This is a genomic window from Kitasatospora sp. NPDC002522 (assembly GCF_053595195.1).
Window position 1 is genome coordinate 30,039 of sequence record NZ_JBSFXE010000038.1, and the last position, 23,516, is coordinate 53,554.

21 protein-coding genes are annotated in these 23,516 nt (G+C 74.4%); 12 read left to right on the forward strand and 9 right to left on the reverse strand.

The features are described 5' to 3' along the window. The first annotated feature begins 213 nt into the window (after positions 1 to 213). A complete protein-coding gene (locus ACWD4U_RS27200; RefSeq protein WP_363452161.1) occupies positions 214 to 1,479 on the forward strand; it encodes a C40 family peptidase in 1,266 nt (421 codons plus the stop codon). Positions 1,480 to 1,527: 48 nt separating this feature from the next. Here the strand turns inward: ACWD4U_RS27200 and ACWD4U_RS27205 are convergent, their stop codons facing one another. Both ACWD4U_RS27205 and ACWD4U_RS27210 read right to left on the reverse strand, forming a co-directional pair. Next, positions 1,528 to 2,091, reverse strand: a complete 564-nt coding sequence (locus ACWD4U_RS27205; protein ID WP_363452163.1) for a dihydrofolate reductase family protein — start codon at positions 2,089 to 2,091, stop codon at positions 1,528 to 1,530. Positions 2,092 to 2,175: 84 nt separating this feature from the next. Then, the gene (locus ACWD4U_RS27210; protein WP_363452165.1) at positions 2,176 to 3,129 is read right to left on the reverse strand and encodes an Lrp/AsnC family transcriptional regulator; all 954 of its coding nucleotides are present in this window, start codon (positions 3,127 to 3,129) and stop codon (positions 2,176 to 2,178) included. Between the two features lie 148 nt (positions 3,130 to 3,277). Here ACWD4U_RS27210 and ACWD4U_RS27215 point away from each other — a divergent pair, with 148 nt between their 5' ends. Next, positions 3,278 to 4,834, forward strand: coding sequence for an MFS transporter (locus ACWD4U_RS27215; RefSeq protein ID WP_363452167.1), 1,557 nt, complete (start codon positions 3,278 to 3,280; stop codon positions 4,832 to 4,834). A gap of 4 nt (positions 4,835 to 4,838) precedes the next feature. Then, positions 4,839 to 6,131: a GNAT family N-acetyltransferase gene (locus tag ACWD4U_RS27220; protein ID WP_363452169.1), complete on the forward strand. Its 1,293-nt coding sequence runs from the start codon at positions 4,839 to 4,841 to the stop codon at positions 6,129 to 6,131. 294 nt (positions 6,132 to 6,425) lie between these two features. On the opposite strand, the gene ACWD4U_RS27225 is transcribed toward ACWD4U_RS27220, so the two are convergent. After that, positions 6,426 to 7,196 carry a TetR/AcrR family transcriptional regulator gene (locus ACWD4U_RS27225; RefSeq protein ID WP_363452171.1) on the reverse strand — a complete coding sequence of 257 codons (771 nt, stop codon included), beginning with the start codon at positions 7,194 to 7,196 and terminating at the stop codon, positions 6,426 to 6,428. 340 nt (positions 7,197 to 7,536) lie between these two features. Here ACWD4U_RS27225 and ACWD4U_RS27230 point away from each other — a divergent pair, with 340 nt between their 5' ends. Continuing rightward, positions 7,537 to 8,046, forward strand: a complete 510-nt coding sequence (locus ACWD4U_RS27230; RefSeq protein ID WP_363452173.1) for a GNAT family N-acetyltransferase — start codon at positions 7,537 to 7,539, stop codon at positions 8,044 to 8,046. 156 nt (positions 8,047 to 8,202) lie between these two features. On the opposite strand, the gene ACWD4U_RS27235 is transcribed toward ACWD4U_RS27230, so the two are convergent. Next, positions 8,203 to 9,426, reverse strand: a complete 1,224-nt coding sequence (locus ACWD4U_RS27235; RefSeq protein ID WP_363452175.1) for an MFS transporter — start codon at positions 9,424 to 9,426, stop codon at positions 8,203 to 8,205. A gap of 142 nt (positions 9,427 to 9,568) precedes the next feature. On the opposite strand from ACWD4U_RS27235, the gene ACWD4U_RS27240 reads away from it, so the two are divergent. Then, positions 9,569 to 10,537 (forward strand): LysR family transcriptional regulator, encoded by a 969-nt coding sequence (locus tag ACWD4U_RS27240; protein WP_363452177.1) that lies wholly within the window; start codon positions 9,569 to 9,571, stop codon positions 10,535 to 10,537. A gap of 118 nt (positions 10,538 to 10,655) precedes the next feature. Here ACWD4U_RS27240 and ACWD4U_RS27245 read toward each other — a convergent pair whose 3' ends face one another. Continuing rightward, positions 10,656 to 11,255 (reverse strand): YceI family protein, encoded by a 600-nt coding sequence (locus ACWD4U_RS27245; protein WP_363452179.1) that lies wholly within the window; start codon positions 11,253 to 11,255, stop codon positions 10,656 to 10,658. Between the two features lie 276 nt (positions 11,256 to 11,531). Here ACWD4U_RS27245 and ACWD4U_RS27250 point away from each other — a divergent pair, with 276 nt between their 5' ends. The 4 genes from ACWD4U_RS27250 to ACWD4U_RS27265 all read left to right on the forward strand — a co-directional run bounded on the left by ACWD4U_RS27250 (position 11,532) and on the right by ACWD4U_RS27265 (position 17,960). Then, a complete protein-coding gene (locus ACWD4U_RS27250; protein WP_363452181.1) occupies positions 11,532 to 12,596 on the forward strand; it encodes an AAA family ATPase in 1,065 nt (354 codons plus the stop codon). Positions 12,597 to 12,661: 65 nt separating this feature from the next. Next, positions 12,662 to 14,410 (forward strand): vWA domain-containing protein, encoded by a 1,749-nt coding sequence (locus ACWD4U_RS27255; protein WP_363452434.1) that lies wholly within the window; start codon positions 12,662 to 12,664, stop codon positions 14,408 to 14,410. A gap of 161 nt (positions 14,411 to 14,571) precedes the next feature. Further along, complete coding sequence (locus ACWD4U_RS27260) at positions 14,572 to 17,682, forward strand: DEAD/DEAH box helicase (protein ID WP_363452183.1); 3,111 nt, start codon at positions 14,572 to 14,574, stop codon at positions 17,680 to 17,682. Between the two features lie 14 nt (positions 17,683 to 17,696). Then, a complete protein-coding gene (locus tag ACWD4U_RS27265) occupies positions 17,697 to 17,960 on the forward strand; it encodes a hypothetical protein (protein WP_363452185.1) in 264 nt (87 codons plus the stop codon). Positions 17,961 to 17,993: 33 nt separating this feature from the next. On the opposite strand, the gene ACWD4U_RS27270 is transcribed toward ACWD4U_RS27265, so the two are convergent. Genes ACWD4U_RS27270 through ACWD4U_RS27280 form a run of 3 tightly spaced genes read right to left on the reverse strand, consistent with a single transcriptional unit; the run spans position 17,994 to position 20,230 of the window. Further along, positions 17,994 to 18,812, reverse strand: coding sequence for an alpha/beta fold hydrolase (locus ACWD4U_RS27270; protein WP_363452187.1), 819 nt, complete (start codon positions 18,810 to 18,812; stop codon positions 17,994 to 17,996). 42 nt (positions 18,813 to 18,854) lie between these two features. Beyond that, positions 18,855 to 19,490, reverse strand: a complete 636-nt coding sequence (locus tag ACWD4U_RS27275) for an HAD family hydrolase (protein WP_363452189.1) — start codon at positions 19,488 to 19,490, stop codon at positions 18,855 to 18,857. Next, the gene (locus ACWD4U_RS27280) at positions 19,487 to 20,230 is read right to left on the reverse strand and encodes a GbsR/MarR family transcriptional regulator (RefSeq protein ID WP_363452191.1); all 744 of its coding nucleotides are present in this window, start codon (positions 20,228 to 20,230) and stop codon (positions 19,487 to 19,489) included. Before ACWD4U_RS27280 ends, ACWD4U_RS27275 begins: the two co-directional genes overlap by 4 nt. 142 nt (positions 20,231 to 20,372) lie before the next feature. On the opposite strand from ACWD4U_RS27280, the gene ACWD4U_RS27285 reads away from it, so the two are divergent. From ACWD4U_RS27285 to ACWD4U_RS27295, 3 genes are all read left to right on the forward strand, one after another. Beyond that, positions 20,373 to 20,765, forward strand: a complete 393-nt coding sequence (locus tag ACWD4U_RS27285) for a helix-turn-helix domain-containing protein (protein ID WP_363452193.1) — start codon at positions 20,373 to 20,375, stop codon at positions 20,763 to 20,765. 38 nt (positions 20,766 to 20,803) lie between these two features. Next, a complete protein-coding gene (locus tag ACWD4U_RS27290; protein ID WP_363452195.1) occupies positions 20,804 to 21,340 on the forward strand; it encodes a hypothetical protein in 537 nt (178 codons plus the stop codon). An 88-nt stretch (positions 21,341 to 21,428) separates the two neighbouring features. Beyond that, positions 21,429 to 21,761: a DUF2516 family protein gene (locus tag ACWD4U_RS27295; protein WP_363452436.1), complete on the forward strand. Its 333-nt coding sequence runs from the start codon at positions 21,429 to 21,431 to the stop codon at positions 21,759 to 21,761. 81 nt (positions 21,762 to 21,842) lie between these two features. On the opposite strand, the gene ACWD4U_RS27300 is transcribed toward ACWD4U_RS27295, so the two are convergent. Beyond that, positions 21,843 to 23,294 carry a PP2C family protein-serine/threonine phosphatase gene (locus ACWD4U_RS27300; RefSeq protein WP_363452197.1) on the reverse strand — a complete coding sequence of 484 codons (1,452 nt, stop codon included), beginning with the start codon at positions 23,292 to 23,294 and terminating at the stop codon, positions 21,843 to 21,845. Between the last annotated feature and the right edge of the window lie 222 nt (positions 23,295 to 23,516).

A 23,516-nucleotide genomic window follows, 5' to 3' on the forward strand; every position in this document is an offset into this window, starting at 1 on the left:
AACCGTTCAACGGGTAGCGTTCGTGAACGACCCGTCCCTGTGGGGCAGATGTCCGGCGGAGGTCCGCACCGACAATCCGACATCTCACCCGCGCGGCCGCATGGCGATGGCGCTGAGACATCGTCAGGTCTGAGAATCTTGCGGTGCGTGACCGGATGGTCACGTCATGGGATTTCCGACTGATCGTCAGAACGCCGCGAGAGAGGGTCCGTCATGTCGCGCAGGCTCCTCCCCACGCTCCTGCTCGCCGCCGCCTCGGTGCTCGCCCTGCTGCCCGCCGCCACCGCCCCGGCGGCCCCCGCCACCCGGACCGTCGCCCTGCCCGTCGACGACCCGGAGTCCGGCGGCTCCGCGGCGTACCCGTCGGCGGAGGAGGTCGCCCGGGCCCGGGCCGAGGCCGACGCCAAGGCCGCCGACGCCACCGCCATCGAGGCCCGGCTCACCGCCGCCCAGGCCGAACTGGAGACCGCCGGCCGGGACGCCGAGCAGGCCGTCGAGGCGTACAACGGGGCACTCGTCCGGCTGGCCCGGGCCCGCGCCGACGCCGAAGCCGCGGCCAACCGCTCCACCGCCGCCGAGGCCGACCGCGTCGAGGCCGCCGACCGGGCCGCCGGCCTGCTCGCCGAGATCTACCGGCAGGGCGCTTCTCCCCAACTCTCGGCCATCGAAGCCCTGTTGAGCGCACACGGCACCGGCTCGCGGTCCGCCCAGGCCGCCGCCATCGGGGTGGCCGGCGCGCAGACCCGGCAGATCCTCGACGACGCCACCTCCACCGCGCAGGCCGCCGCCCGCGCCGCCCAGGACGCCCGCACCGCCGAGGACACCGCCGTCCGCGCCGCCGACGCCGTCCGCACCGCCAAGGAACTGGCCGAGACCCGGCTCGCCGCCCAGCAGGCCCAGGTCGCCGAGATCGGCCGCCGCCGCGAGACCCTGCTCGCCGAACTCGCCGCCGCCCGCAACACCAGCGTCGACCTGGAACGCCAGCGCCGCGAGGCACTGGAGGCGATCGCCGCCCGCGAGGCCGAGGAGGCCGCCCGCCGCCAGGAGGCCGAACGCGCCGCCGCCGAGGCCGCCCGGGCCCATGCCGCGCCGCCCCGCGAGAGCCCCTGGTCCGCCGGCGGCGCCGCCGCCGCCCTCGCCTTCGCCCGCTCCGTCATCGGCCTGCCCTACATCTGGGGCGGCGAAGGCCCGGCCGGCTACGACTGCTCCGGCCTGACCATGATGGCCTGGCGCCGCGGCGGCCGTCCCCTCACCCACTTCGCCGCCGACCAGTACGCCGAGTCCACCCCCGTCGGCTACGCCCAACTCCGCCCCGGCGACCTGGTCTTCTGGACCAAGACCGGCCGCGCGGCCGACATCTACCACGTCGCCATCTACCTCGGCGACGACCAGATGATCGAGGCGCCCCGCCCCGGCACCGCCATCAAACAGGCCAGCCTCTGGATCATGGGCCGCCCCGACTTCTACGCCCGCCCCTGAGCTGCTCCGCCGCCGCATGGCCTCGAAAGGGCCGCCCGGGACGGACGTTCAGCGCCTCGTCTCGTACCTGGTCAGGATCACACCGCCGGGAAGCGTCCGGGTCTCCACCAGGTCGAGGCTCACCCAGTTGTCGAGCGCGGTGAAGAACGGCGTGCCGCCGCCCACCAGGACCGGCGCGGTGGCCAGCACGTACTCGTCGATCAGCCCGGCCCGCATGGCCGCCCCGGCGAGCGTCGCGCCGCCGATGTCCATCGCGCCGCCGTCCTCGGCCTTGAGCCGGCCGATCTCGGCGACCGCATCGCCGGTGACCAGCCGGGTGTTCCAGTCGACCTCGTCGATCGTCGAGGAGAACACCACCTTCGACATGTCCCGCCACCGACGCGCGAACTCGATCTCCGCCGGGGTGGCGTCCGGCCGCTGGTCGCCGGTCGGCCAGTAGGAGCTCATCGTCTGCCACAACTTGCGCCCGTACAGCGACAGCTCGGTCGCCTGCAACTGGTCCGACCAGAACTGGAACAGCTCACCGCTCGGCACGCTCCACCCGATGTCGTCGCCGGGCGCGGCGATGTAGCCGTCCAGGGTGAGGTTCATGCCGTAGATCAGTTTCCGCATGGCGCCAGCCTTCCGTGAGTCGGTCTCACGTCTATGGATCGGCACGACGCGGGTGGCGGCCAAGCATGTTGATGCCTTCCGGTGTCAGCGGAGTGCGAGGTGACCCGCGGACTTGACGGTGCGGACGATCGGTTCGGCGTCCAGGGAGAGGATTTCGGGGTGGGCGCCGAGGCGGCGGGTGAGGTAGTGGTGGAGGGCGGCGGGGCCGGGGCAGAGGGCCTGGGCCAGCAGGTTGGTGGGGCCGGTGGTGGCGGCGACCACGGCGAGCTCGCGGTGGGTGGCGAGTGCGGTGGCGATCCGGTCCAGGTGGGCGGGTGGGACGGCCATCCAGAGCAGGGCGCGGGTGGTGATGCCGTACGCCGCCGGATCGATCTCGACGTCGAAGAACAGCGCGCCGCGGGCGCGGAGTTCGGCCACCCGGCGGGCGGCGGTGGCCTGCGAGCAGGCGGCCGCGCGGGCGAGGTCGGCGTACGGGGCGCGGCCGTCGTGGCGCAGCGCGTCGAGCAGCGCGTGGTCGGTGTCGGTGAGCGGCGCGGGCGCCGACCGTTCGGTGAACTCCGGCTGGAGTAGCTCCAGTTGGCGTGGGGTCAGGGCTCCGGTGCGGCCGTGCCAGGCGGACGGGCCGCCGAGGTAGGTGTGCAGCAGGCAGTGCGCGGAGACGGCGGTGATGCCGCGGGTGCGGGGGAGGCGCTGCAGCACCGGCGGGTGCTCGTCCTGCCGGGCCTGTACCAGGGCGAAGATCTGGGTGCCGGCCGAGGTCAGCTTCACCCAGGAGGTCTCCGGGCGGCGGGCCAGCGCCGCGGCCAGTTCCTCCGCCGCTCCGGGTGTCGCGGCGATCCGCACCACCCACTGCGCCCAGCCCACCCGGGCGTGGTCCGGCAGTCCGACCACCCGCAGCCCGGCGGTCTCCCGCAGCCGCTGGTGGCGCCGCGCCACGGTCTGGGTGGAGACCCCCAGCACCTCGCCGATCCGGCTGAACGGCGCCCGCCCGTCCACCTGCAGCGCCTGCACCAGTTGCTGCTCCAGTTCGTCGAGCATGCCCGTACTCCTTCCCGCGCGGACGTTGATTCTCTCGCCAGAGCCGCTTTCGATGGAAGATTTCCTCCACTGATCCGCCCTGAATGGAACAGCATCCCGCAGCCGCCGCACGCTGGCCGCACCGAGGACACAACCAGGGAGGCAGCACATGAGTGGGGCGGACCGGAGGCGCTGGTGGGCGCTGGTGGCACTGCTGGTCGCGGAGGCGATGAACCTGCTGGACGCGACGATCGTGACGGTCGCGGGGCCGGTGATCCACACCGAACTGGGCGGGGCGGCCGGGCTGATCCCGTGGTTCAACGCGGCGTACACGCTGCCGTTCGCGGTACTGCTGGTCACCGGCGGTCGGCTGGGCGATCTGTTCGGGCGGCGGCGGGTGTTCGCGCTCGGGGTGGCCGGCTTCGCGGCGGCCTCGCTGGCCTGCGCGCTGGCCCCGGACCCGGGGGCGCTGATCGGGATGCGGGCGGTGCAGGGCGCGGCCGCCGCGCTGGTGATCCCGCAGACCATCGGCCTGATCCGGACCATGTTCGACGGCCCCGAACTGGCCCGGGCGATGGGCACCGTGGGCCCGGTGATGGGACTGGCGGCGATCCTCGGACCGGTGCTCGGCGCGGTGCTGACCCGCGCCGACCTGTTCGGCCTCTCCTGGCGTTCGGTGTTCCTGGTCAACCTGCTGCCGGCCGCCGCCGCGCTGGTGGGCGCGACCTTGCTGCCCCCGCACACGGCCACCGCGCGGACCCGGCTCGACCTGCCCGGTACCGTCCTGCTGGCCGCGGCGACCGGCCTGCTCGCCCATCCGCTGCTGGTCACGGCAGGCCGTCCGGCCATCCGCGGGGCCGAACTCGCCTGTGGTGTCGGCCTGGTGGTGCTGTTCGCGGCGCACCAGCGGAGCCGCGCCCGGGCCGGTCGGGCCACCCTGGTCGAGCCGAGCCTGTTCCGCGACCGGGCGTTCCCGGCGGCACTGGCCACCTCGACGCTGTTCTTCGCGGCCATGAACGGCCTGCTGCTGGTGATCGTGCTGCAGGTCCAACTCGGCGCGGGGGCCGGCGTGTTGGCAGCGGGAATGATGCTGCTGCCGTGGTCCGCGGCGATGGCGGCGGGCTCGCTCGCGGCCGGGGCCCGCCTGGTACCGCGGTACGGCGGCACGGTGATGTTCGCCGGGCTGGGGCTGATGGCGCTCGGCCTGCTGGCCGCCGTCGCCGCCTACGGCGCGGCCGGGCCGCACGGCTACCCGTGGCCGCTGCTGCCCGCGCTGGCCCTGGCCGGTCTCGGCAACGGGCTGTTCACCGTGCCGTTCTTCACCACCGCGCTCTCCCGGGTCCGCCCGCACGAGACCGGTTCGGCCGGCGGACTGCTCAACGCCGTCCAGCAACTCGGCGCCACCCTCGGCACCGCCGCGCTCGGCGGCGTCTTCCTCACCGCCCTACGCGCACCCGATGCGGCCGCCGCCTCGCTGCCCGCCGCCCGGCTCGCCTTCACCGCCGCCCTCGGGCTGCTCGGCCTCACCGCGGTGGCGGCTGTTGTTATGACGGGCCGTCAGCCCCGCGGCGCGGAGGGCATCGGCGGGACTGGAGCCGCGAGCGAGGCCGGAGGCGTGGGCGAGGCCGGAGGCGCGGGCAGCGCCGGAGCAGTGGGCCGGGCGGGAGCCGCTGGCCGGGCCGGGCGGAAAACCGGATGCCCGGGCGAGGAGGGCGTCGTACCGTGACCGGATGGGCAACGACGCACGACAGGGCTCCGATCGGGGCATCGAGATCCGGCCGATCGTCCGGGAGGAACTGGCCGTCTGGGACCGGGCGATCGCCCGGGGATTCATGCGGCCGCACGTCGCTCCGGCGTCCGAGTGGCGGGAGGCGCTGTTCGAGCCGGGGCGGATGCAGGCGGCGTTCGACCACGCCGACCAGACGCCGGAGGGGCCGCGCTGCGTGGCGACCTTCCGCAGCTTCGACACCGAGCTGACCGTCCCCGGCGGCGCGCAACTGCCGGTGGACGCCGTCACCGCGGTCACCGTCAGCGCCACCCACCGCCGGCGCGGCCTGCTCAGCGCGATGATGCGGCACGACCTGACCGCCGCCCGGGAGCGCGGCTCGGCCGCCGCGATCCTGATCGCCGCCGAGTACAACATCTACGGCCGGTTCGGCTTCGGCCCGGCCGTCCACGCGGCCGGCTGGCGGGTGGACGTGCTGCGTGCGCGCGGCGTGCGCGCCGGGCTGCCGGTGCACGAGGGCCACCGGATCGACTTCGTCACCCTGGACGAGCTGCGCAAGCTCGGCCCCGAACTGCACGAGCGGTGGCGGCCGACCCAGACCGGCGCGATCGGCCGCCCGGACGCGTGGTGGCGGCTGCGCACCGGCGAGGTGGAGCTGCCCGGCTTCGAGTGGAAGGAGGGCTTCACCGCCGTCCACCGCACCGCCGACGGCACGGTCACCGGCCTGATCAACTACTCGGTCGAGGACGTGTGGGACGGCTCCTACCCGAACTGTCCGCTGGTCGTCCGGGACTTCCTCGCGCTGGACCGGGAGACCGCCAACGCGCTGTGGTCCTTCGCCTTCTCGGTCGACTGGGTGAAGACGGTGGTCGCCCACGGCCTCGGCCCCGGCGACCCGTTGCCGCTGCTGCTGAACGAGCCGCGGGCCGCGAAGCCGCACGAGGAGAACTCGGACTTCACCTGGCTGCGACTGCTCGACCTGCCGGCCGCGTTCGCCGCCCGCCGGTACGCCACCCCCGGCCGTCTGGTGCTCGACGTCACCGACCGCGAGGGCTGGACCGCCGGCCGCTGGGCCCTGGAGACCGCCGCCGACGGCACCGGCCGGATCACCCCCACCGAGGACGCCCCCGACCTGGCCCTCGACACCTCCCAGCTCGCCGTCCTCTACCTCGGCGGCGAGAGCGCGACCCGCCTCGCGGACGCCGCCCTCCTCACCGAACTCCGCCCCGGCGCCGCCACGACCGCGGACACCCTCCTCCGCACCTCCCGCGCCCCCTGGAACCCCGACAGCTTCTGACCCCACGTCACCCCCGCCCGGCCGCCGACAAATCCACTGGCGGCCGGCGGCACGCCCGGGCCACCCTGCGGGCATGGCCAACCGCGCAAACCTCGTCCTCGTCGGGCCGACCGGCTACGAGCTCCTCCGCGACCTTCGACTTGCTCCACGAGGCTTGGCCCGGCTGGGAGTTGCGCTGGTGCCACGACGGCAACGCGCAGCCGGGCGAGTACCTCGGGCTCGCCCCCCGGGTACGTCCGCTCGCCAACTGCCCCGTACCGCAGCGGCTGCCCGCCCGCTGTCCCCGGGGGTCGGCTACTTGACGGCGGTCTTGCCGATGGTCGGGAGGATGAAGTCCTGGATCAGGCCCTTGGCGTCGCGGACGATCGGGCGGAAGACCCGGTAGCGGGAGAGGTTGATGAGGCGGGCGGCCACGGGGGTGGAGCGACGGACGAACTCGCGGGTGCGCTCGGTGTCGGGGGTGCGGTCGAAGACCCAGTAGAGGACGACGACCATCAGGTGCAGCCAGAGCACGTCGGGGAGCAGCTCGACCAGTTCGGCGTCGAGCTTGGGGGCGAGTTCGGAGCCCTCCAGGACCTCGCGGAAGAGGGCCACGGCGGTGGCCCGGGCGGGGTGGGACTCGTTGGAGAACGGGCTGAGCGAGCTGTTGGGGTCGGCCGCGGTGCGGAAGAACTGGGCGGAGAACTCGTGGTACGGCGCGGCGGTGTCCAGCCACGAGACCAGGGCGATCTCCAGGCGCTCGGCGAAGTCCCGGGTGCCCGCCATCCGGAGCCGGGCGTCCGCGGCGTGGTCGTACGTCATCCGGTCGTAGAAGCCCTGGATGAGGAACTCTTTCGCGCTGAAGTAGTAGTAGGCGTTGCCGACCGAGACGCCCGCCTCGGCCGCGATCGCGCGCATCGTGGTCTTCTCGTACCCGCGCTCCTGGAACAGCCGCATCGCGGTCTCCAGGATCAGCGCCCGGGTCGCCTCGCTCTTGTCCGTCTTGGGCTGGGCCCGACCGCCGGGCAGCTCGGAGGTGGGGGGCGCGCCGGTCTCCGGGACGTCCATGTCGCTCGACTTCTCCACGCCAGCCGACCCTACCGGGCCTCGGCCGGGTTGCCCCCGGCCGTTCCCTCGACGCTCTGCAGCTTGCTCATCCGCCCCACCGGAGTCTGGTCCACGATCTCCGAGCCTAGCCCGGATCCGGACAAGTCAGACCCCCTCCGGTGGACGGCGTACCGGGTGCCCCCCGACACCGGGTACGCCGTCCGTACGTCCGGCCGCCCGTCCGGCGCCTCGGGTGCGACGGACGGATCCCCTCCACGGCCTGTTCGCGCTGGTTTCGAACGCGTTCAAAACCTTGCGGGCACGACTCTAGGGCACTCGTTTGAACGCGTTCAAGTCGATCGTGTGGGACGCTCGTCACATGACCGCCGCCCCCGCCCCGCCCCGCCTGCGCGAGGGCTCCGCCGCGGACGCCCCCGCCGTCGCCGCACTGCTCACCGCCAGTCGCCGCGCCGCGTACGCCGGACTCGTCCCGGTCGACGCGCTCGGCTCGGAGGAGGAGCAGCGACTGCTCTGGGAACTGCGACTGTCCGTCGACTACGGGACGCCCGAGCGCACCCCCGTCCTGCTGCTCGCCGAGGACCCGGACGGCACCCTGGCCGGCTTCGCCTACCTGACCCCCGAGGACGACCTGGTCCGGCTGGAACAGTTGCACGTCCGGCCCGGCCGCACCGGCGCCGGCCTCGGCGGCCTCCTCCTCGCCGCCGCCCTGACCCGCTTCGCCGACCACCCGGTCCGCCTCGACGTCCTCGCCGCGAACCACCGCGCCATCACCTTCTACGAACGCCACGGCGCCCGCCGCACCGGCACCGGCACCGCACACTTCCCCGGCGGACTCCGACTGCCGGAGTACGAGTACGGCTGGCACTAGCGGTTCCGGCGCCGGGCCGCACGCAACGCGGTGGCGCGGCCGCGCCCGTGCTCGCGCAGCTCCGGCCGATCACGCCCGGAGAAGCACGTCCCGGTGGCGGGCCACTTCCGCTCGTCGCCTTCTCCGCGGGCCGCCATCCCGCTCGGTGACGAGCCGTCAGGGGCGGCGCAGTGCTTGCGGGAGGGTGGCCAGGAGGGCCAGGGTGGCGGCGGTTGGGGGGAGGAGGTAGGCGGTGGTGGGGGAGGTGTGTTGGGCGAGGGTGCCGGCGAGGGTGGCGCCGGTGGAGATGCCGACCAGGATGGCCGAGACGGCGAGTGCCATGCCCTCGTTCAAGCGGTGGGCGGGGAGCAGTCGTTGGACCAGTGTCATGCCGCTGACCATGGTCGGCGCGGTGCCGCACCCGGCGGCCAGCAGGGCTGCGCCGAGCGGCACCACCCCGGCGCCGGACAGTGCGGCGGTCAGTGGCAGCAGCATCAGTACGGCCATCGCCGCCGCCCCGAGCGCGAGCCGTACCGCTACCGGGCGGCGTGGCCGCACCGCACCGAACGCCAGCCCGGAGACGCAGGACCCGGCCGCGACCAGGGCCAGCAGGACGCCGCCCGCGGACTGGTGGCCGAGTGCGTCGGTGTAGGCGAGCGTGGTCACCTCCTGCGAGCCGAACAGCACTCCGGCCGCGAGGAACGTCAGCAGCACCGCGGGGAAACCGGCCGTCCGCACCAGGGCCGTTGCGCGGGAGGGGCGTTCGGCGCGCGCGGGCAACGGTGGCTCGGTGCCGCGGTGGGCGGCGAACAGCAGGGTGCCGAGGGTGCCGAGGGCCCAGGCGGTGAGCAGTCCGGCCTCGGGGGCGAGGGTGGTGCACAGGGCCATGCCGAGCACCGGGCCGGCCATGAAGCAGAGTTCGTCCAGGGACTGCTCCAGTGCGTTGGCGCGGTGCAGCACCGCGTCGTCCGCGCGGTGCAGGTGGGCCCAGCGGGCGCGGGCCATGCCGCCCAGGTTGGGGCTGGAGCCGGAGAGCGCCCAGCAGAGGAAGAGCGTCCAGGCGGGCGCGTCGGCGCGGACGCAGGACAGCAGCGCGCCGACCGGCAGCGCGGTGGCCAGGACCGCGGGGACGGCGACCCGGGCCTGCCCGAGGCGGTCGACCAGCCGGCCCAGCAGCGGCATCAGCGCGGCGCCCGCCAGCACCCCGACCGCCGAGACCGCCCCGGCCAGCGCGTAGGAGCCGCGCCGGTCGGCGATCAGCACCACGGTGGAGACGCCGTTCATCGCCAGGGCGAGCCGACCGAGCAGCCCGGCCACGGTGAAGGAGAGGCTGCCGGGTGCGGCGAACACCGGTCGGTAGCGGGCGAGTGGGGAGTGCGGGGAGGCTGCGGGCAGGGACAAGCGACGACTCCGGTCGGTGGGAAGGGGGATGTCCACCAGCCTCGGGCCGCGCGGTCGGCGCCGTCCAACACCTGCTCCGCCGGATTCACCGGATCCTGTTGTCAGTCGCCGGGCGGGAACGGCCGGTTGCTACCCTCCCGGCATGCCCCGCGACCTGCACCCCCGCCTGCTGCGCAGCTTCACGGCGGTTGCCGAGACGCTGCACTTCGGCCGCGCCGCCGAGCAGTTGCACCTGGCCCAGCAGGCCGTCAGCCGGGACGTGCAGGCGCTGGAGCGCGAGCTCGGCTGCGCGCTGTTCCACCGCTCCACCCGCAGCGTGGAGTTGACCGAGACGGGCGAGCAGCTACTGCCGAAGGCCCGTCAACTCCTCGAGCTTCAGGCCGAGATCACCGCGTTCGGCGACACCCGGGCGCTGCTGGTGGACGTCAACAGCGCGGGCGGCCCGGACGGCGAACTCACCGCCGAACAGGTGCTCACCGCGGCCCGCACGCTCCGTCCCGACGCCGACCTGCTCGCCCGGTACCACAACGGACTCACCGCCGCCGCACGGGAGTTGACCGCTCACCGGCTGGACGCGTCGTTCGGCCGGTACGCCGGACTGCCCGCCGCCGTCCGGTCCCGGCTGGCGCACACGCCCGTCCGGCTGGAGCGGATGGCGGTCTTCCTGCCACTGGATCATCCGCTGGCCGCGCTGCCCGCCGTCCCGCTGGCCGCGCTCGCCGGACACCCCGTCGACGTGCTGGCCGGCCAGCCCGGCACCGCCGAATGGACCGACCTCGGCCTGCGACTGCTCGCCGAACACGGCCTGACCCCCACCGCCGGACGCACCCCGCCGGTCGGCGCCGCCGAGTTCGCCCGCTACCTGACCCGGCACGGCAGCCCGGTCCTCACCACCGTCGACGGCCCGCGGATCCCCGGCGGCATCGCCCGCCCGCTGGTCGACCCCGTCCCGCTCAGCCTGCTCGGCCTGGTGCACCGCCCCGAACTGCGCCACCCGGGCCTGACCGCCCTGCGCACCGCCGCGGCCCGGCTCGCCGCCGACCACCAGTGGCTGCGCCGACCGCCGGGCAGCTGGCTCCCCACGGAGGACGCCGCGCTACTGCCGGGCTGACCCGGGACCGGCACCAGGCTGACCCCGGACCCGGCGCCGGGCGGCCGCGCGCGGAAACGGCGGCGCCCCCGCCGAGGGGGTGGCGGGGGCGTGACCGGGGTGGAACGTACAGGCGGGCTCAGGAGGCCCGGACGGCGGAGATGTCCAGGGTGAGCTTGACCTTCTCGCCGATCAGCACGCCGCCGGTCTCCAGCGCGGCGTTGTAGGTCAGGCCCCAGGTGGTGCGGTCGACGGTGGTGCCACCCTCGAAGCCGACCCGGTTGGCGCCGTACACGTCGGTGGCCGCGCCGGTGTACTCCAGGTCGAGGATGACCGGACGGCTGGTGCCCTTGATGGTGAGGTCGCCGTGCATCCGGTAGGTGTCACCGTCGATCCGCTCGGCGGAGGTCGACTTGAAGGTGATCTCCGGGTAGGTCTCGGCCTCGAAGAAGTCACCGGTGCGCAGGTGCTCGTCGCGCTGGGCCTGGTTGGTGTTGACCGAGGCGACCTTGATCACCAGCTCGGCGGTGGAGGCGGCCGGGTTGCTGCCGTCCAGGTGCAGCTTGCCCTCGTACTCGGTGAACTCGCCGCGGACGTTGGTGACCATCGCGTGGCGCACCGCGAAGCCGATCTTGCTGTGCGCGGCGTCGATCGCGTAGTCGCCGGTCAGGTGCGCCAGGTCCGGGCCCTCGACGACGGCGGTGGTGGTGGTGTTCTTCGAGCGGTTGAAGATGCCCATGACTTGTCTCCTCCGTGAGGTCGAAGCCATGTTGTTTAGGCTTCAACTTGTTGATGGCTTCACCGTACTCCGATCTGGTTCAAGTTTCAACCACAAAGTTGAAAGTTGGTCGACTTTCCCCCGGGTGGCCCAGTTGCGCCCGTCTGACCTGGGAAGACGCGCGGTTGTCCCCAGCCTGTGGACAACACCCGGCGGAAAACCGTGTGCGCCACGCCACGGCCGCGGTTCACACTGACCGCCGGAACCCGCACCCCACGCCCCCTCCCTAGGAGAGCCGTGCAGTCTGCCGTCACCGTGTCGCCGTCCCAGGTGCCCGAGCTGCTGCTAGGCCTCGCCACCGTGCGGCCGGTGTTCCTGTGGGGCGCGCCGGGCATCGGCAAGTCCTCGCTGGTCAACCAGTTCGCCGAGTCGCTCGGCCTGGAGTGCGTCTCGCTGCTCGGCACCCAGCTCGCCCCCGAGGACCTGATCGGCGTCCCGCAGATCACCCCCGAGGGCCGGTCCCGGTTCTGCCCGCCCGAGTCGATCGCCCGCGACCAGCCGTACTGCCTGTTCCTGGACGAGCTCAACGCGGCCACGCCCGACGTGCAGAAGGCCTTCTACTCGCTGATCCTCGACCGCCGGATCGGGAACTACGAGCTGCCGCCAGGCAGCATCGTGATCGGCGCCGGCAACCGGGCCACCGACGGCGCGCTCGCCCGCCCGATGCCGTCCGCGCTGCTCAACCGCCTGGTCCACGTCCACCTGCGGGCCAGCGCCACCGACTGGCTCGGCTGGGCCGCCGCGCACGGCATCCACTCCTGGGTGGTCGACCACCTCACCGACCGGCCCGACCACCTGTGGTCCGCCCCGCCGAAGACCGAGGAGCCGTTCTCCACCCCGCGCGCCTGGCACATGCTGTCCGACGCGCTGCACTCCTTCGGCCCGACGCTGGACGAGACCACCCTCAAGGTGATCGCCCACGGACTGCTCACCCCCGCGCACGCGGTGGCCTTCTGCGGGTACGTCAAGATCGTCCGCAACGCGTACGGGCTGGAGGCGATCCTCAAGGGCGACGCCTCCTGGCCGCGCCGCGTCGAGGACCGCGACCTGCTCTACTACCTCGCCGACTCCTTCCGCGGCCGGCTGGTCCGCGAACTGCCCGCGAAGAAGGAGCACGCCTCGCCGACGGTCCGTCAGACCGCCTACCGCGCCAAGTCGCTGCTGGTGCAGCTCGCCGAGATCTCCGTCGAGGTCGCGCAGACCGTGATCGCCGACGGCCCGGACGGCAACCCCGTGCTGCCCGGCTGGTTCCTGATCGAGGCCGCCCGGGACATGCCCCGCCTGGTCGAGGCCCGCCGGTGAGCACCCGCCGGCCCGCCGCCGACCAGCCCGACACCGACCCGGCCAAGGTCGCGTTCTCCGCCGGGATGGCCAAGGTCAAGGCCAACCCGGCGCTCGCCGCCGTCCCGTTCACCGTCTGCGGCGCCGACGAGGACCGCTGCCCGCACCACCCGCCCACCGGCTGGGCGGTGATCAGCTCCAACGGCGCCCTGCACCACAACCGCCGCCGCCGCGCCGAACCCGAGGAATGGGCCTGGGCCCTCGCCCACGCCCTGCTCCACCTAGGCTTCGGCCACCTCCCCGCCGACCGCGGCCCGCGGATCCAACCCGACCGGTACGACCTCGCCGCCCGCTGCGTGGTCGTCAACCGGTTCCTGACCGGCTTCAGCGTCGGCCGGGCCCCCGACGACCGGCCCGCCGCCTACCCCGGCGGCGACGAGGACCAGCTCGCCGCCCGCTGGCGCCGCGACGGCCTGCCCGCCGAGTACGAGGCCTGCGGGATCGCCGGCGACCGCCCCGACCAGCACCTCGCCACCTGGACCGGGTGGAACGCCGCTCCCGAGGACTGGACCCTCGCCTTCGCCCACGCCCTCACCCGCACCGTCTCCGCGGCGATGGACCTGGCCGCCGGCCGCCGCGAGGAACTCACCGGCCCCCGCCTCCCGCAGCGCCCCTGGGAACGCGCCCTCGGCTGGTTCGTCTCCAGCTACCCCCTGCTCGGCGGCATCGCCGCCGGACTCACCCTGGTCGCCGACGCCGAACTCGCCCGCGCCCACGGCATCGCCATCGCCGCCGTCAACGCCGAGGCCGGCGAGATCTACCTCAACCCGCTGCGCCACCACACCGACGAGGAATGGCGGTTCATCCTCGCCCACGAGATGCTGCACGCCGCCCTGCGCCACGGCGACCGCACCGGCGGCCGCGACCCGTACCTCTTCAACGTCGCCGCCGACTACGTCATCAACGGCTGGCTACTGGAGATGGGCGTCGGCGAGATGCCCGAAGGGCTCCTGCACGACCCCGAACTGCGCGGCCTGTCCGCGGAGGAGGTCTACGACCGCATCGTCCGCGACCAGCGCCGGCTGCGCCGCCTCGCCACCCTGCGCGGCAAGGGCCTCGGCGACGTCCTCGGCGAACCGCTGACCCGGCCCGGCCCCGGCGGGACCTACGTCGACCTGGACGAGTTCTACCGCCGCGGCCTGCAGCAGGGCTTCGACCTCCACCGGCGCGAGCGCGGCCTGCTCCCGGCCGGACTCGTCGAGGAGATCCGCGCCCTCTCCCAGCCCCCGCTGCCCTGGGACGCCCGCCTCGCCCGCTGGTTCGACGAGTTCGTCCCCCGGCCCGAGCCCGTCCGCTCCTACGCACGCCCCGCGCGCCGCCAGTCCGCGACGCCCGACATCCCGCGGGCCGGCCGGTACTTCCCGCCGGAGGCCGTCCCGCGCAGCACCTTCGGCGTGGTCCTCGACACCTCCGGCTCGATGAGCCGCACCCTGCTCGGCAAGGCCCTCGGCGCGATCGCCTCCTACGCCGCCGCCCGCGACGTCCCCGCCGCCCGGGTCGTCTACTGCGACGCCGCCCCCCACGACGCGGGCTACCTCCCCGTCACCGAACTCGCCTCCCGCACCCGGATCCACGGCCGCGGCGGCACCGTCCTCCAACCCGGCATCGACCTCCTCACCCGCGCCCCCGACTTCCCGCCCACCGCCCCCGTCCTGATCATCACCGACACCGACTGCGACCACCTCCGCGTATCCCGCCGCGAACACGCCTACCTGATCCCCCGCGGCGCCACCCTGCCGTTCACCCCGCGCGGGCCGGTCTTCCACCTGTCCTGACGCGCTGCGGACGGGCGGTCCACGCCGCGCGGGCAGTGTCCGCCTCCGCCGTGCGGACGCCGGTCGTCAGCGGTGCGATCTACGCTGGGCAATCAGCCCCTCCATCCCCGCCCGCCCCGCAGCCAGTCCCCGTCCGTCCCGCCCGCCGGAGGCCCCGTTCCATGTACGTCCTGCACGCGGTGTGGCGCGCCGACGGGCGGCTGGGTCTGTGGGCGGAGGACGCGGGGGCGTTCGGGGCGCGGGTGGGGGACGGCGCGCGGCATCCGTTCGCGGTGGCGGCGGGCGAGGTCGCCGGGCTGCTGGGGGCGATCGGGCCCGGCCCGGCCTGGCTGGCGGACCGCGCGGCGGAGCGGTGGATCACGCTGCGCCTGCCGACGATCGGCGGTCGGCCCACGCCCTCGCCCGACCTGCCGGTGGGCAGCACCGCGAAGGGCCTGGCACTGGAGCCGTGGCGCATCCCCGCGCTGCTCCTCGACCTGCCCGAGGCGGCCCAACTGCTCGGCGAGCTCTTCGACCCGCAGTGGCCCGGCACCACCGTCGACCTGCACGGCCGCACTGTCGAACTCGCCTACGGCGCCTCCCTGCGCTGGCTCACCGCCGTCCACGACCTCGCCTGGCGGCTGGCCGGCCGCGGCCGGGTGCTGCCCGCGCTGGTCGAGGAGGCGGACGGGTGGCACGCCCGCTGGCGCCCCGCGCCGGACGCCGCCGCCCGCACCGAGGCCGCAGCCCTCGCCACCGGCTGCCCCCCGATCGCCCGCGCCGAACCCGCCGCCGTCGAGCCCACCGGCAGCACGCTGCTGACCACCGTCCTGGACGCGCTCACCGACCACGAGGTCCGCCTCGGACTTGCTACTGACGAATCGTCAGAAACCTTCCTTGTGAAGGAAGGTGAGGAGTCCCTGTCGGGTGAGCCGCCCGCCGCACCCGCCGACTGGCTCGCCGCCCTGCACAGCGCCGACGGCCGGCTCCCCGCCGCGCCCGACCCCGTCCAGGCGTCGCGCCTCGCCGCCTGGAAGGCCGGACCCGAGCAGCCGGACGCCGTCCGGCTGGCCTTCCGGCTGTCCGAACCGCTCGGCTCGGCGGCCGCCGACGCCGACGCCACCGTGCCTGACGAGAACTGGCGGCTGGACGTGCTGCTCCGCCCCGCCGACCAGCCGTCACTGCTCCTCCCCGCCGCCGAACTGTGGTCCGACGGACCGGCGTTCACCGCGCTCGGCCGGGCCCTCGCCGACCCCGTCGAGTCCTACCTGGCCGAACTCGACCGCGCGGCCAGGATCGCCCCGGACCTGCGCGCCGCCCTGCACCGCACCCGGCCCACCGGCCTGACCCTCGACCGCGAAGGAGCCCTCGCCTTCCTCCGCGACACCGCCCCCGCGCTCGCCGCGGCCGGCTTCGGCGTCCTGCTCCCCGCCTGGTGGCACCGCCGCCCCCGCCTCGGCCTCGCCCTCACCGCCCACTCCGGACCCGCCCCCGGCACGGTCAAACGCGCCGCGCAGGCGGACCGCGACGCCGTCCTGGACTTCCGCTGGCAGCTGGCCCTCGGCGAACAGCCGCTCACCCGACAGGAGTTGGACGAGCTCGCGGCCGCCCAGCAGGGCCTGGTCCGGCTGCGCGGCCAGTGGATCGAGGTGGACCGCGCCCAACTCGCCGCCGCCCTGCGCTTCCTCGCCACCCGCCGCGACGACCCGCAGGTCGACGGGGCCGCCCTACTGCGCCTGGCCCTCGACGACGACGCGGTGGTGGACGGCCTCCCGGTCACCGTCGTGCACGCCGACGGCCCGCTCGGCGACCTGCTGGCCGGACGCCTCGGCAGCCGCCCCGACGCCCGCCGCACCCCGCCGCCGCCCGGCTTCACCGGCACCCTCCGCCCGTACCAGGAACGGGGGTTGGCCTGGCTGGACGCCCTCGGGCGGCTCGGCCTCGGCGCGGTGCTGGCCGACGACATGGGCCTCGGCAAGACCGTCCAGACCCTCGCCCTGCTCGCCCTCGAACACTCCCGCGGCACCCGGCCCGGCCCCGTCCTGCTGGTCTGCCCGACCTCGCTGGTCGGCAACTGGCAGCGCGAAGCCGCCCGGTTCGCCCCGCAGTTGCGCGTCCACCTGCACCACGGCCCGGAGCGCACCGACCCCGACCCCGCCGCCGACCTGGTGATCACCACCTACGGGGTGCTGCAACGCGACACCGCCGCGCTGCGTCGGATCCACTGGCGACGCGTGATCGCCGACGAGGCCCAGCACATCAAGAACCGCGCCGCCCGGCAGTCCCGGGCGATCCGCTCGCTGCGCTCCGGTCCGCGGATCGCGCTCACCGGCACCCCGGTGGAGAACCGCCTCGCCGAGCTGCACGCGGTGCTGGACTTCGCCAACCCGGGCCTGTTCGGCAGCGCCGAGTCCTTCAAGGAGCGGTACGCCGTCCCGGTCGAGCAGTCCGGCAACCGGGAGGTCGCCGCCCGGCTGCAGCGGCTGACCGGGCCGTTCCTGCTCCGCCGAGTGAAGAGCGACCCCGAGATCGGCCAACAGCTGCCCGCCAAGCAGGAGTTCACCGTCCGCTGCAACCTGACCGCCGAACAGGCCGGCCTCTACCAGGCGGTCGTCGCGGACCTGCTGCAGCGGCTGAACGGCGTGCGCGGGGTGGAGCGCAAGGGCGCGGTGCTGGCCGCCCTCGGCCGGCTCAAGCAGGTCTGCAACCACCCCGCCCAACTGCTGCACGACGGTTCGCCGTTGGGCGGACGCTCGGGCAAGGTCGAGCGCCTGGTCGCGCTGCTGCGGGAGGCCCTCGCCGAGGGCGACCGGGTGCTGGTGTTCACCCAGTACGCCGAGTTCGGGGCGCTGCTCCAGTCGCACCTGCGCCGCCGGCTCGGCCGACCCGTGCTCTACCTGCACGGCGGCCTGACCGCCGGGCGCCGCCAGGAGCTCGTCGACCGCTTCCAATCCCCGGACGGGCCAGGGGTGTTCCTGCTCTCGCTGAAGGCCGGCGGCACCGGGCTCAACCTCACCGCCGCCAACCAGGTGATCCACCTCGACCGCTGGTGGAACCCCGCCGTCGAGGACCAGGCCACCGACCGCGCCCACCGGATCGGCCAGCACCGCGAGGTCCAGGTCCGTCGACTGGTGTGCGTCGGCACCGTCGAGGAACGGATCGCCGAACTCATCGCCGCCAAGCGGGAGTTGGCGGACGCCGTGATCGGGCCCGGCGAGCAGTGGCTGACCGAGTTGCCGGCCGAGCAGCTGCGCGAGCTGCTGACGCTGTCCGCCGACGCGGTGGGGGAGTGAGGATCGTGGAACCCGTGCCGCCTGCGAAGCCCGTGCCGCCCGCCACCCGACCGCCCGCCGCCCGCCAGCCAGCCACCCGACCGCCCGCCGACCGGCCGCTCGACCGGTGCCTGGACGACTTCTGGCAGGGCGAGTTCACCCTCCGCCCGGTCGACGCGCCCGCCGAACGCCCGGCCCCCGCCCCCGACGGCCTCGGCCCGGTCGGCCTCACCGTCCGCGACCGCGACCTCGCCGAGCTGCTGGCCCGCGACTACCGCCGCCTCGCCGAACGCGACTGACGGACCGTCAGAGTGGGGCGAGGTCGGGTCAGGTCAGGTCAGGAACTCGTCCACCAGTTGGGTGAACTCCTCCGGCCGATCCACCCATGGCCGGTGCCCCGCGCCGTCCATGACCTCCAGCCGGGCGTGCGGGTGGCAGTGCGCCACCAGCAGGGACGGCGCCGTGCCGATCATCCCGTCCAGCCGCCCCGCCAGCACCAGCACCGGCATCGTGACCGGCACCGGCGCGCCCGCCCCCGCGTAGAACGCCTCCCGCATCCACGGCGCGGCCGGCACCAGCTCCGGATCGAACGCCGCGGCCCGCGCCCGCTCGTCCCACCGGCCCCAGAAGAGCGGGGTCATCCGCCGCAGCAGCTCCGCCGCGTCCCCGTCGCCCGCCGCCAAGCGGGCCGCCGCCGCGGCTGCCTCCGGGTACCACGGCTGGTCCGCCCGGGACGCCCGGATCGCCGCCAGCTCCGCCTCGTCCGGCTCCCGCGCCGCCCGTCCGACCGGCGTCACCAGCACCAACCTCCGTACCCGCGACGGGAATTCGGCCGCGTACCGCTGCGCCGTCAACGCCCCCGCCGAATGCCCCAGCAGGTCGAAGGACTCCCACCCGAGCCGCTCCCGCACCGCCTCGACGTCCTTCACCTGCGCGCCGAACGAACAACTCGCCCGCTCCACCGGCGTCCCCGACCGCCCGCACCCGCGCGGGTCCATCCGCACCACCCGCCGCCGCGCCGTCAGCCCGCCGAGCTCCCCCAGGTACCGCGCATCCATCCCCGGCCCGCCCGGCAAGGCCAACAGCGGCCGCCCCGAGCCGAGTTCCTCGACGTGCAGCGCCGTCCCGTCATACCCGTCCACGATCGACATGCACGCATGCTGCCACGCCCACCACCCGCGCGCCGCCGAGTTTCACCCGGCGGCGACCAGCCCCGCCGCCGCGAACGCCGCCCGCAGCCCGGCCACCCCGCGGTACCAGTGCCCGGACATCCCGACCGCCTCCGCGGCCGTGACGTTCTTCTCCCCGTCGTCGACGAACAGACAGTGCTCCACCGCCACCCCGGCCCGCTCCGCCGCGATCCGGTACACCGCCGGATCCGGCTTGGCCACCCCGACCCGGGCCGTGTTGACCACCGCGTCCACCGCCCGGTCCAACCCCGACGCGAGCAGATCCCGCTCCAGCCGCGTCGTCCCGTTGCTCAGCAGCACCACCGTGGCCCGCCGTCGCGCCTCACCCAGCAGCGCCAGTACCTGCTCATCCACCTCCGACGCCTGCCGCCCCCACGCGGCCACCACTTCCCGCGCCACGGCCGCCGACCCGCACACCGCCGTCAGATCTCCCGCCACCGCCTGCCGCCACTGCTCGTCCGTCACCATCCCGGTGATCGCCGGTCCCAACCGCTCCGGCCGGAACGCCGCCCCCGCCACCGTCCCGGGCGCCAGCCCGTACGCCAGATCCACCGACTCCAGCGGCTCCCAGATCCGCAGCACCCCGTCCAGGTCGCACAGCACGGCCTCGACCTGCGGTACCACCCCGGCCGTGGTCATGACGGGCGCTCCTCCTGGTCGGGGGCGGGGGCGGGCTTCGCGTAGAGCACCTCGCGGGCCTGTTCGGCGGCGCGGGCGAGGGTCTCGGAGACGAAGCCCAGGTAGCGGGCGATGTTCTCCAGCCGGGCCCCGGCGGGGGTGTCGGGGCCGAGGACCGCGACGCCCTGGCGGGCGGCGTCCACGACCTGGGCGTTGGCGCGGACGCTGGCCAGGGTGGCCTGGTACCAGACGTCGTCGTCGGCGATGTAGCGCTCCCGACGCCGCTCGTCGCGCTCACGCCGGATCAGGCCCTGCCCCTCCAGGAAGGCGACCGACTTGGAGATCGTCGCGGGGCTGACCTGCAGGCGCTGGACCAGCTCCGACGCGGTGAGGCTGCCCTCGTCGGTGGTGTAGAGCGCGACCAGCACCCGAGCCCCGATCTTCGACAGGCCCGACTGCATCATCACGTCGGTGAAGCTCTCCTCGTACGCCCGGATCGCCTCCGGATCCCGCCCGGGCGCGGTCGGCACGGGCGCCTGCCCACCCCGCGCGGCCGGCCGCCGCTGCTGCGTCCGCCGCTCGGTGGCCCGGTGGGCCAGGTCGGCGCGGTACGAGGTCGGACCGCCGTTCCGCATCACCTCACGGGTCACCGTCGAGGTCGGTCGTTCGAGCCGCCGGGCGATCTCCGCGTACGCGTGCCCGTCAGCCAGCCCCAGCGCAATCTGCTGACGTTCCTGCAGAGTGAGCCTGCCTCCCGGCATCGTGATCTCCCTTCACGCGTCCTAGCGGCCGCCGGGCAGCCTAGCGCCCGCGTCGGAGGCGAACGGTGGTCGCCCGACCCGCGCGGTTGCAGGCGTTAGCGGGCTGCTTGCAATTGCAAGCGCGAGGATGCAGACTGCGGACATGGCGTCACTGAATGTGGGCTCGCTGGGCGAGTACATCCGGGAGCAGCGGCGGAGCGCGCAGTACTCGCTGCGGCAGTTGGCCGACGCGGCCGGGGTGTCGAACCCGTACCTGAGCCAGATCGAGCGCGGGCTGCGCAAGCCGAGCGCGGAGATCCTTCAGCAGATCGCCAAGGCGTTGCGGATCTCGGCGGAGACGCTGTACGTGCAGGCCGGGATCCTGGAGGAGCGGGAGGACTCCGGCCCCGGGCTGCGGGCCGCGATCCTCGCCGATCAGCTGATCAACGAGCGGCAGAAGCAGGCGCTGCTGGCGGTGTACGAGGCTTTCCTGAAGGAGAACCAGGAACCGCCGGCCGCCGGGGCGAAGGCCGCAGACACCACCGACCACGCGTGACCCGACCGCGCGTGGGCACCAAGACCGGAGGACCCGACATGCCGATCACCGACGAGCTGAAGAAGACCCTCACCGACCCGACCCCGCTGTACGCGCTGGCCGGCGCGGGCGACCTGGCGTACGAGAAGCTGCGCGAGGTCCCCGGTCAGCTGGAGGCGCTGGCGGCGGACCGCAAGGGCACCCAGGACAAGGCCGCCGCCGCGCTGCAGGACGCCGGGACCAAGCTGGCCGGCGCGCAGGCGAAGGTGACCGAGGCGGTCAACGCGCTGCCCACCGACGTGAAGGAACTGCAGGCGAAGGCGCAGGAGTTCGCGATGCAGCAGGTCGGCCGGGCGCTGGAGTTCGCGGTGAAGGCCAAGGAGGTCTACGACGACCTGGCCGTCCGCGGCCGCACCGTGGTGGACGCCGCCGCCGCCCGCCCGCAGGGCGCGGCCCCGGCTGCTCCGGTCGCCGAGGACGAGGTCGAGATCGTGGTCGCCGAGGTCGTCGTGGACGAGGAGTCGGCCGACCAGGCCGAGAAGCCCGCCGCCAAGAAGACCACCCGCGCCCGGAAGACCACCGCCAAGGGCGAGTGAGCCGGCGGAACGCACCAGGCGTGAAGCCCGTTGATTCGGGCAGTGGTCGTGCCACGATGGATGTGAGAGCGAGGAGAACGCGGTGCAGATTCTGACCTTCGACGTGCTGAACCCGTTCTGGTGGCTGGCCACGGCGATCATCGGCTTCAAGGCGTTCGCCTTCGTCGACGCCGCCACCCGCCGCGAGGACGCGTACCGGGCGGCGGACAAGAAGACCAAGCCGTTCTGGCTGGTGGTCCTCGGTCTCGCGCTGGGCCTGGACCTGCTGTTCGGCGCCAACCCGGTCACCGGCTTCCTGACCCTGATCGGCCTGGTCGCCGCGATCGTCTACGTGGTCGACGTCCGCCCCGCGATCAAGCAGCTCACCGACGGCCGGGGCCGTGGCGGCCGTAGCAACACCGGCCCGTACGGGCCCTGGTGACGGACGGTCGGATCGGCGCGAACGACGAGGGCGGCCTCCCGGTGCATCCGGGAGGCCGCCCTCGTGGTGTCCGACGACCCGTCAGCCCATGATCACCGGAGCCGGGTTGCGCTCCAGCAGCAGCACCGCGACGTCGTCGGCGAGCGCGCCGCCGTTCAGCTCCTCGACCTCGGCGATGGCGCTGTCCACCAGCCGGCCGCGGGTCAGGCCCGCGGCCTGGTGATCGGCGATCAGGTCGATCAGGCCGTCCTGGCCGAGCCGGGGCGAACCCGCGCCGACCCGGCCCTCGACCAGGCCGTCGGTGTACAGCATCAGCCGCCAGCCCGGGTCGAGCCGGAGCTTCCGGGCGGGCCAGGCGGAGTGCGTGGCGTCGCACGGCAGCAGGCCGAGTGCCGGTCCGGCCTGCTCGGTGGGGAGCAGCACGGGGCGGCCCTCCGGTCCGAGCAGCAGCGGCGCTGGGTGCCCGGCCAGGTACAGCTCGGCGGACTCGGCGCCCGGATCGCCCTCCTCGCCGGGGGCGGCCAGCACCACCATGCACAGCGTCGCGAAGATCTCGTCGCTGCGGCGCTCGTGCTCCAGCACGTGCTGCAGGGTGGTGAGCAGTTCCTCGCCGTCGAGGCCGGCGAAGACCAGGGTCCGCCACGCTATCCGCAGCGCGACGCCGAGCGCGGCCTCGTCGGGGCCGTGGCCGCAGACGTCGCCGATCACCACGTGCACCCGGCCGTCGTCGGTGCGCACCGCGTCGTAGAAGTCGCCGCCGAGCAGGGCGCGGCGGCGGCCCGGGCGGTAGCGGCGGGTGAAGGACAGGCCGGCGCCGTCGAGCAGCGGGGTGGGCAGCAGGTGGCGCTGGAGGCGGGCGTTCTCCTGGCCGCGGATCTCGGCCTCGACCAGGCGGCGCTGCGACTCGTCGGCCCGCTTGCGCTCGACCGCGTACCGCAGGGCGCGGGCCAGCAACGGGCCGCCGGTCTCCTGGCGGACCAGGAAGTCCTGGGCGCCGGCGGCGACCGCGGCGGCGCCGAGTTCGGCCCCGGCGGCGTCCGTGAGCACCACCACGGCGGTGTGCGGGGCGCGCTGGTGGAGTTCCCGCAGGCCATCCAACCCGTCGCTGTCGGGCGGGAGTTCACCGGGAGTGCCGAGGTCGAGCAGCACGCACTGGAAGTCCCGGTGCTGCGGTCCGCGCCGGCCGGTGCCGGGCAGCGGGGGCAGCAACGCGACCGCCTGCCCGACGTCGCGGACCCGGTGCAGCTCGGCGTGGGCGCCGCTCTCCGCGGCGAGCGACTCGAACAGCTCGTCGTCCGGACCGCCGCCCTCGATCACCAGCACCCGGAAGGGGGCCGGACGGGACGGTTCGGCGGCGCTCGGCGGGACGCTCGGCGCGGGCGTGGTGCGCGGATGCGGTATCGGCGCGCTGCCGACGGCGGCGACCCGGCCGGCGGCCTTCGCGGCCGGGCGGCCGTCCTGGCGTCTGCTTCGCTCGGCGGCCCCGGCGCTTCCGGTCGCGTCGGGTGCCCGCCCGTCTCCCGTAGCGGGCATCGGTCGGTCCTTCCTTTCCCCGACAGGCCAACGGCCGGTGTCCGTCCGCGGTGCCCGCCTGGCACCGAGCATCGGGGAGCTTCCCGCGACCATAACGTGATCTCCGAGGATTTCTTCGACTGAGCGGCGCCGATGTGGTTATTGCCACGCACTTGGTGGCGGCTTTGAGTACCTTTTGCGCCACCGCCGACCGGGCGTCGACCGGTCGCTGACCAGTCGTCG

Bases quoted from the DNA above. Each gene is read 5' to 3' on its own strand.
- ACWD4U_RS27290 (WP_363452195.1), top strand. From the start codon at position 20,804: ATGCCGATCACCGACGAGCTGAAGAAGACCCTCACCGACCCGACCCCG.
- ACWD4U_RS27230 (WP_363452173.1), top strand. From the start codon at position 7,537: ATGACCGCCGCCCCCGCCCCGCCCCGCCTGCGCGAGGGCTCCGCCGCG.
- ACWD4U_RS27255 (WP_363452434.1), top strand. From the start codon at position 12,662: ATGGCCAAGGTCAAGGCCAACCCGGCGCTCGCCGCCGTCCCGTTCACC.
- ACWD4U_RS27220 (WP_363452169.1), top strand. From the start codon at position 4,839: ATGGGCAACGACGCACGACAGGGCTCCGATCGGGGCATCGAGATCCGG.
- ACWD4U_RS27215 (WP_363452167.1), top strand. From the start codon at position 3,278: ATGAGTGGGGCGGACCGGAGGCGCTGGTGGGCGCTGGTGGCACTGCTG.
- ACWD4U_RS27300 (WP_363452197.1), bottom strand. From the start codon at position 23,294: ATGCCCGCTACGGGAGACGGGCGGGCACCCGACGCGACCGGAAGCGCC.
- ACWD4U_RS27245 (WP_363452179.1), bottom strand. From the start codon at position 11,255: ATGGGCATCTTCAACCGCTCGAAGAACACCACCACCACCGCCGTCGTC.
- ACWD4U_RS27260 (WP_363452183.1), top strand. From the start codon at position 14,572: ATGTACGTCCTGCACGCGGTGTGGCGCGCCGACGGGCGGCTGGGTCTG.
- ACWD4U_RS27270 (WP_363452187.1), bottom strand. From the start codon at position 18,812: ATGTCGATCGTGGACGGGTATGACGGGACGGCGCTGCACGTCGAGGAA.
- ACWD4U_RS27240 (WP_363452177.1), top strand. From the start codon at position 9,569: ATGCCCCGCGACCTGCACCCCCGCCTGCTGCGCAGCTTCACGGCGGTT.
- ACWD4U_RS27205 (WP_363452163.1), bottom strand. From the start codon at position 2,091: ATGCGGAAACTGATCTACGGCATGAACCTCACCCTGGACGGCTACATC.
- ACWD4U_RS27275 (WP_363452189.1), bottom strand. From the start codon at position 19,490: ATGACCACGGCCGGGGTGGTACCGCAGGTCGAGGCCGTGCTGTGCGAC.
- ACWD4U_RS27285 (WP_363452193.1), top strand. From the start codon at position 20,373: ATGGCGTCACTGAATGTGGGCTCGCTGGGCGAGTACATCCGGGAGCAG.
- ACWD4U_RS27200 (WP_363452161.1), top strand. From the start codon at position 214: ATGTCGCGCAGGCTCCTCCCCACGCTCCTGCTCGCCGCCGCCTCGGTG.
- ACWD4U_RS27280 (WP_363452191.1), bottom strand. From the start codon at position 20,230: ATGCCGGGAGGCAGGCTCACTCTGCAGGAACGTCAGCAGATTGCGCTG.
- ACWD4U_RS27210 (WP_363452165.1), bottom strand. From the start codon at position 3,129: ATGCTCGACGAACTGGAGCAGCAACTGGTGCAGGCGCTGCAGGTGGAC.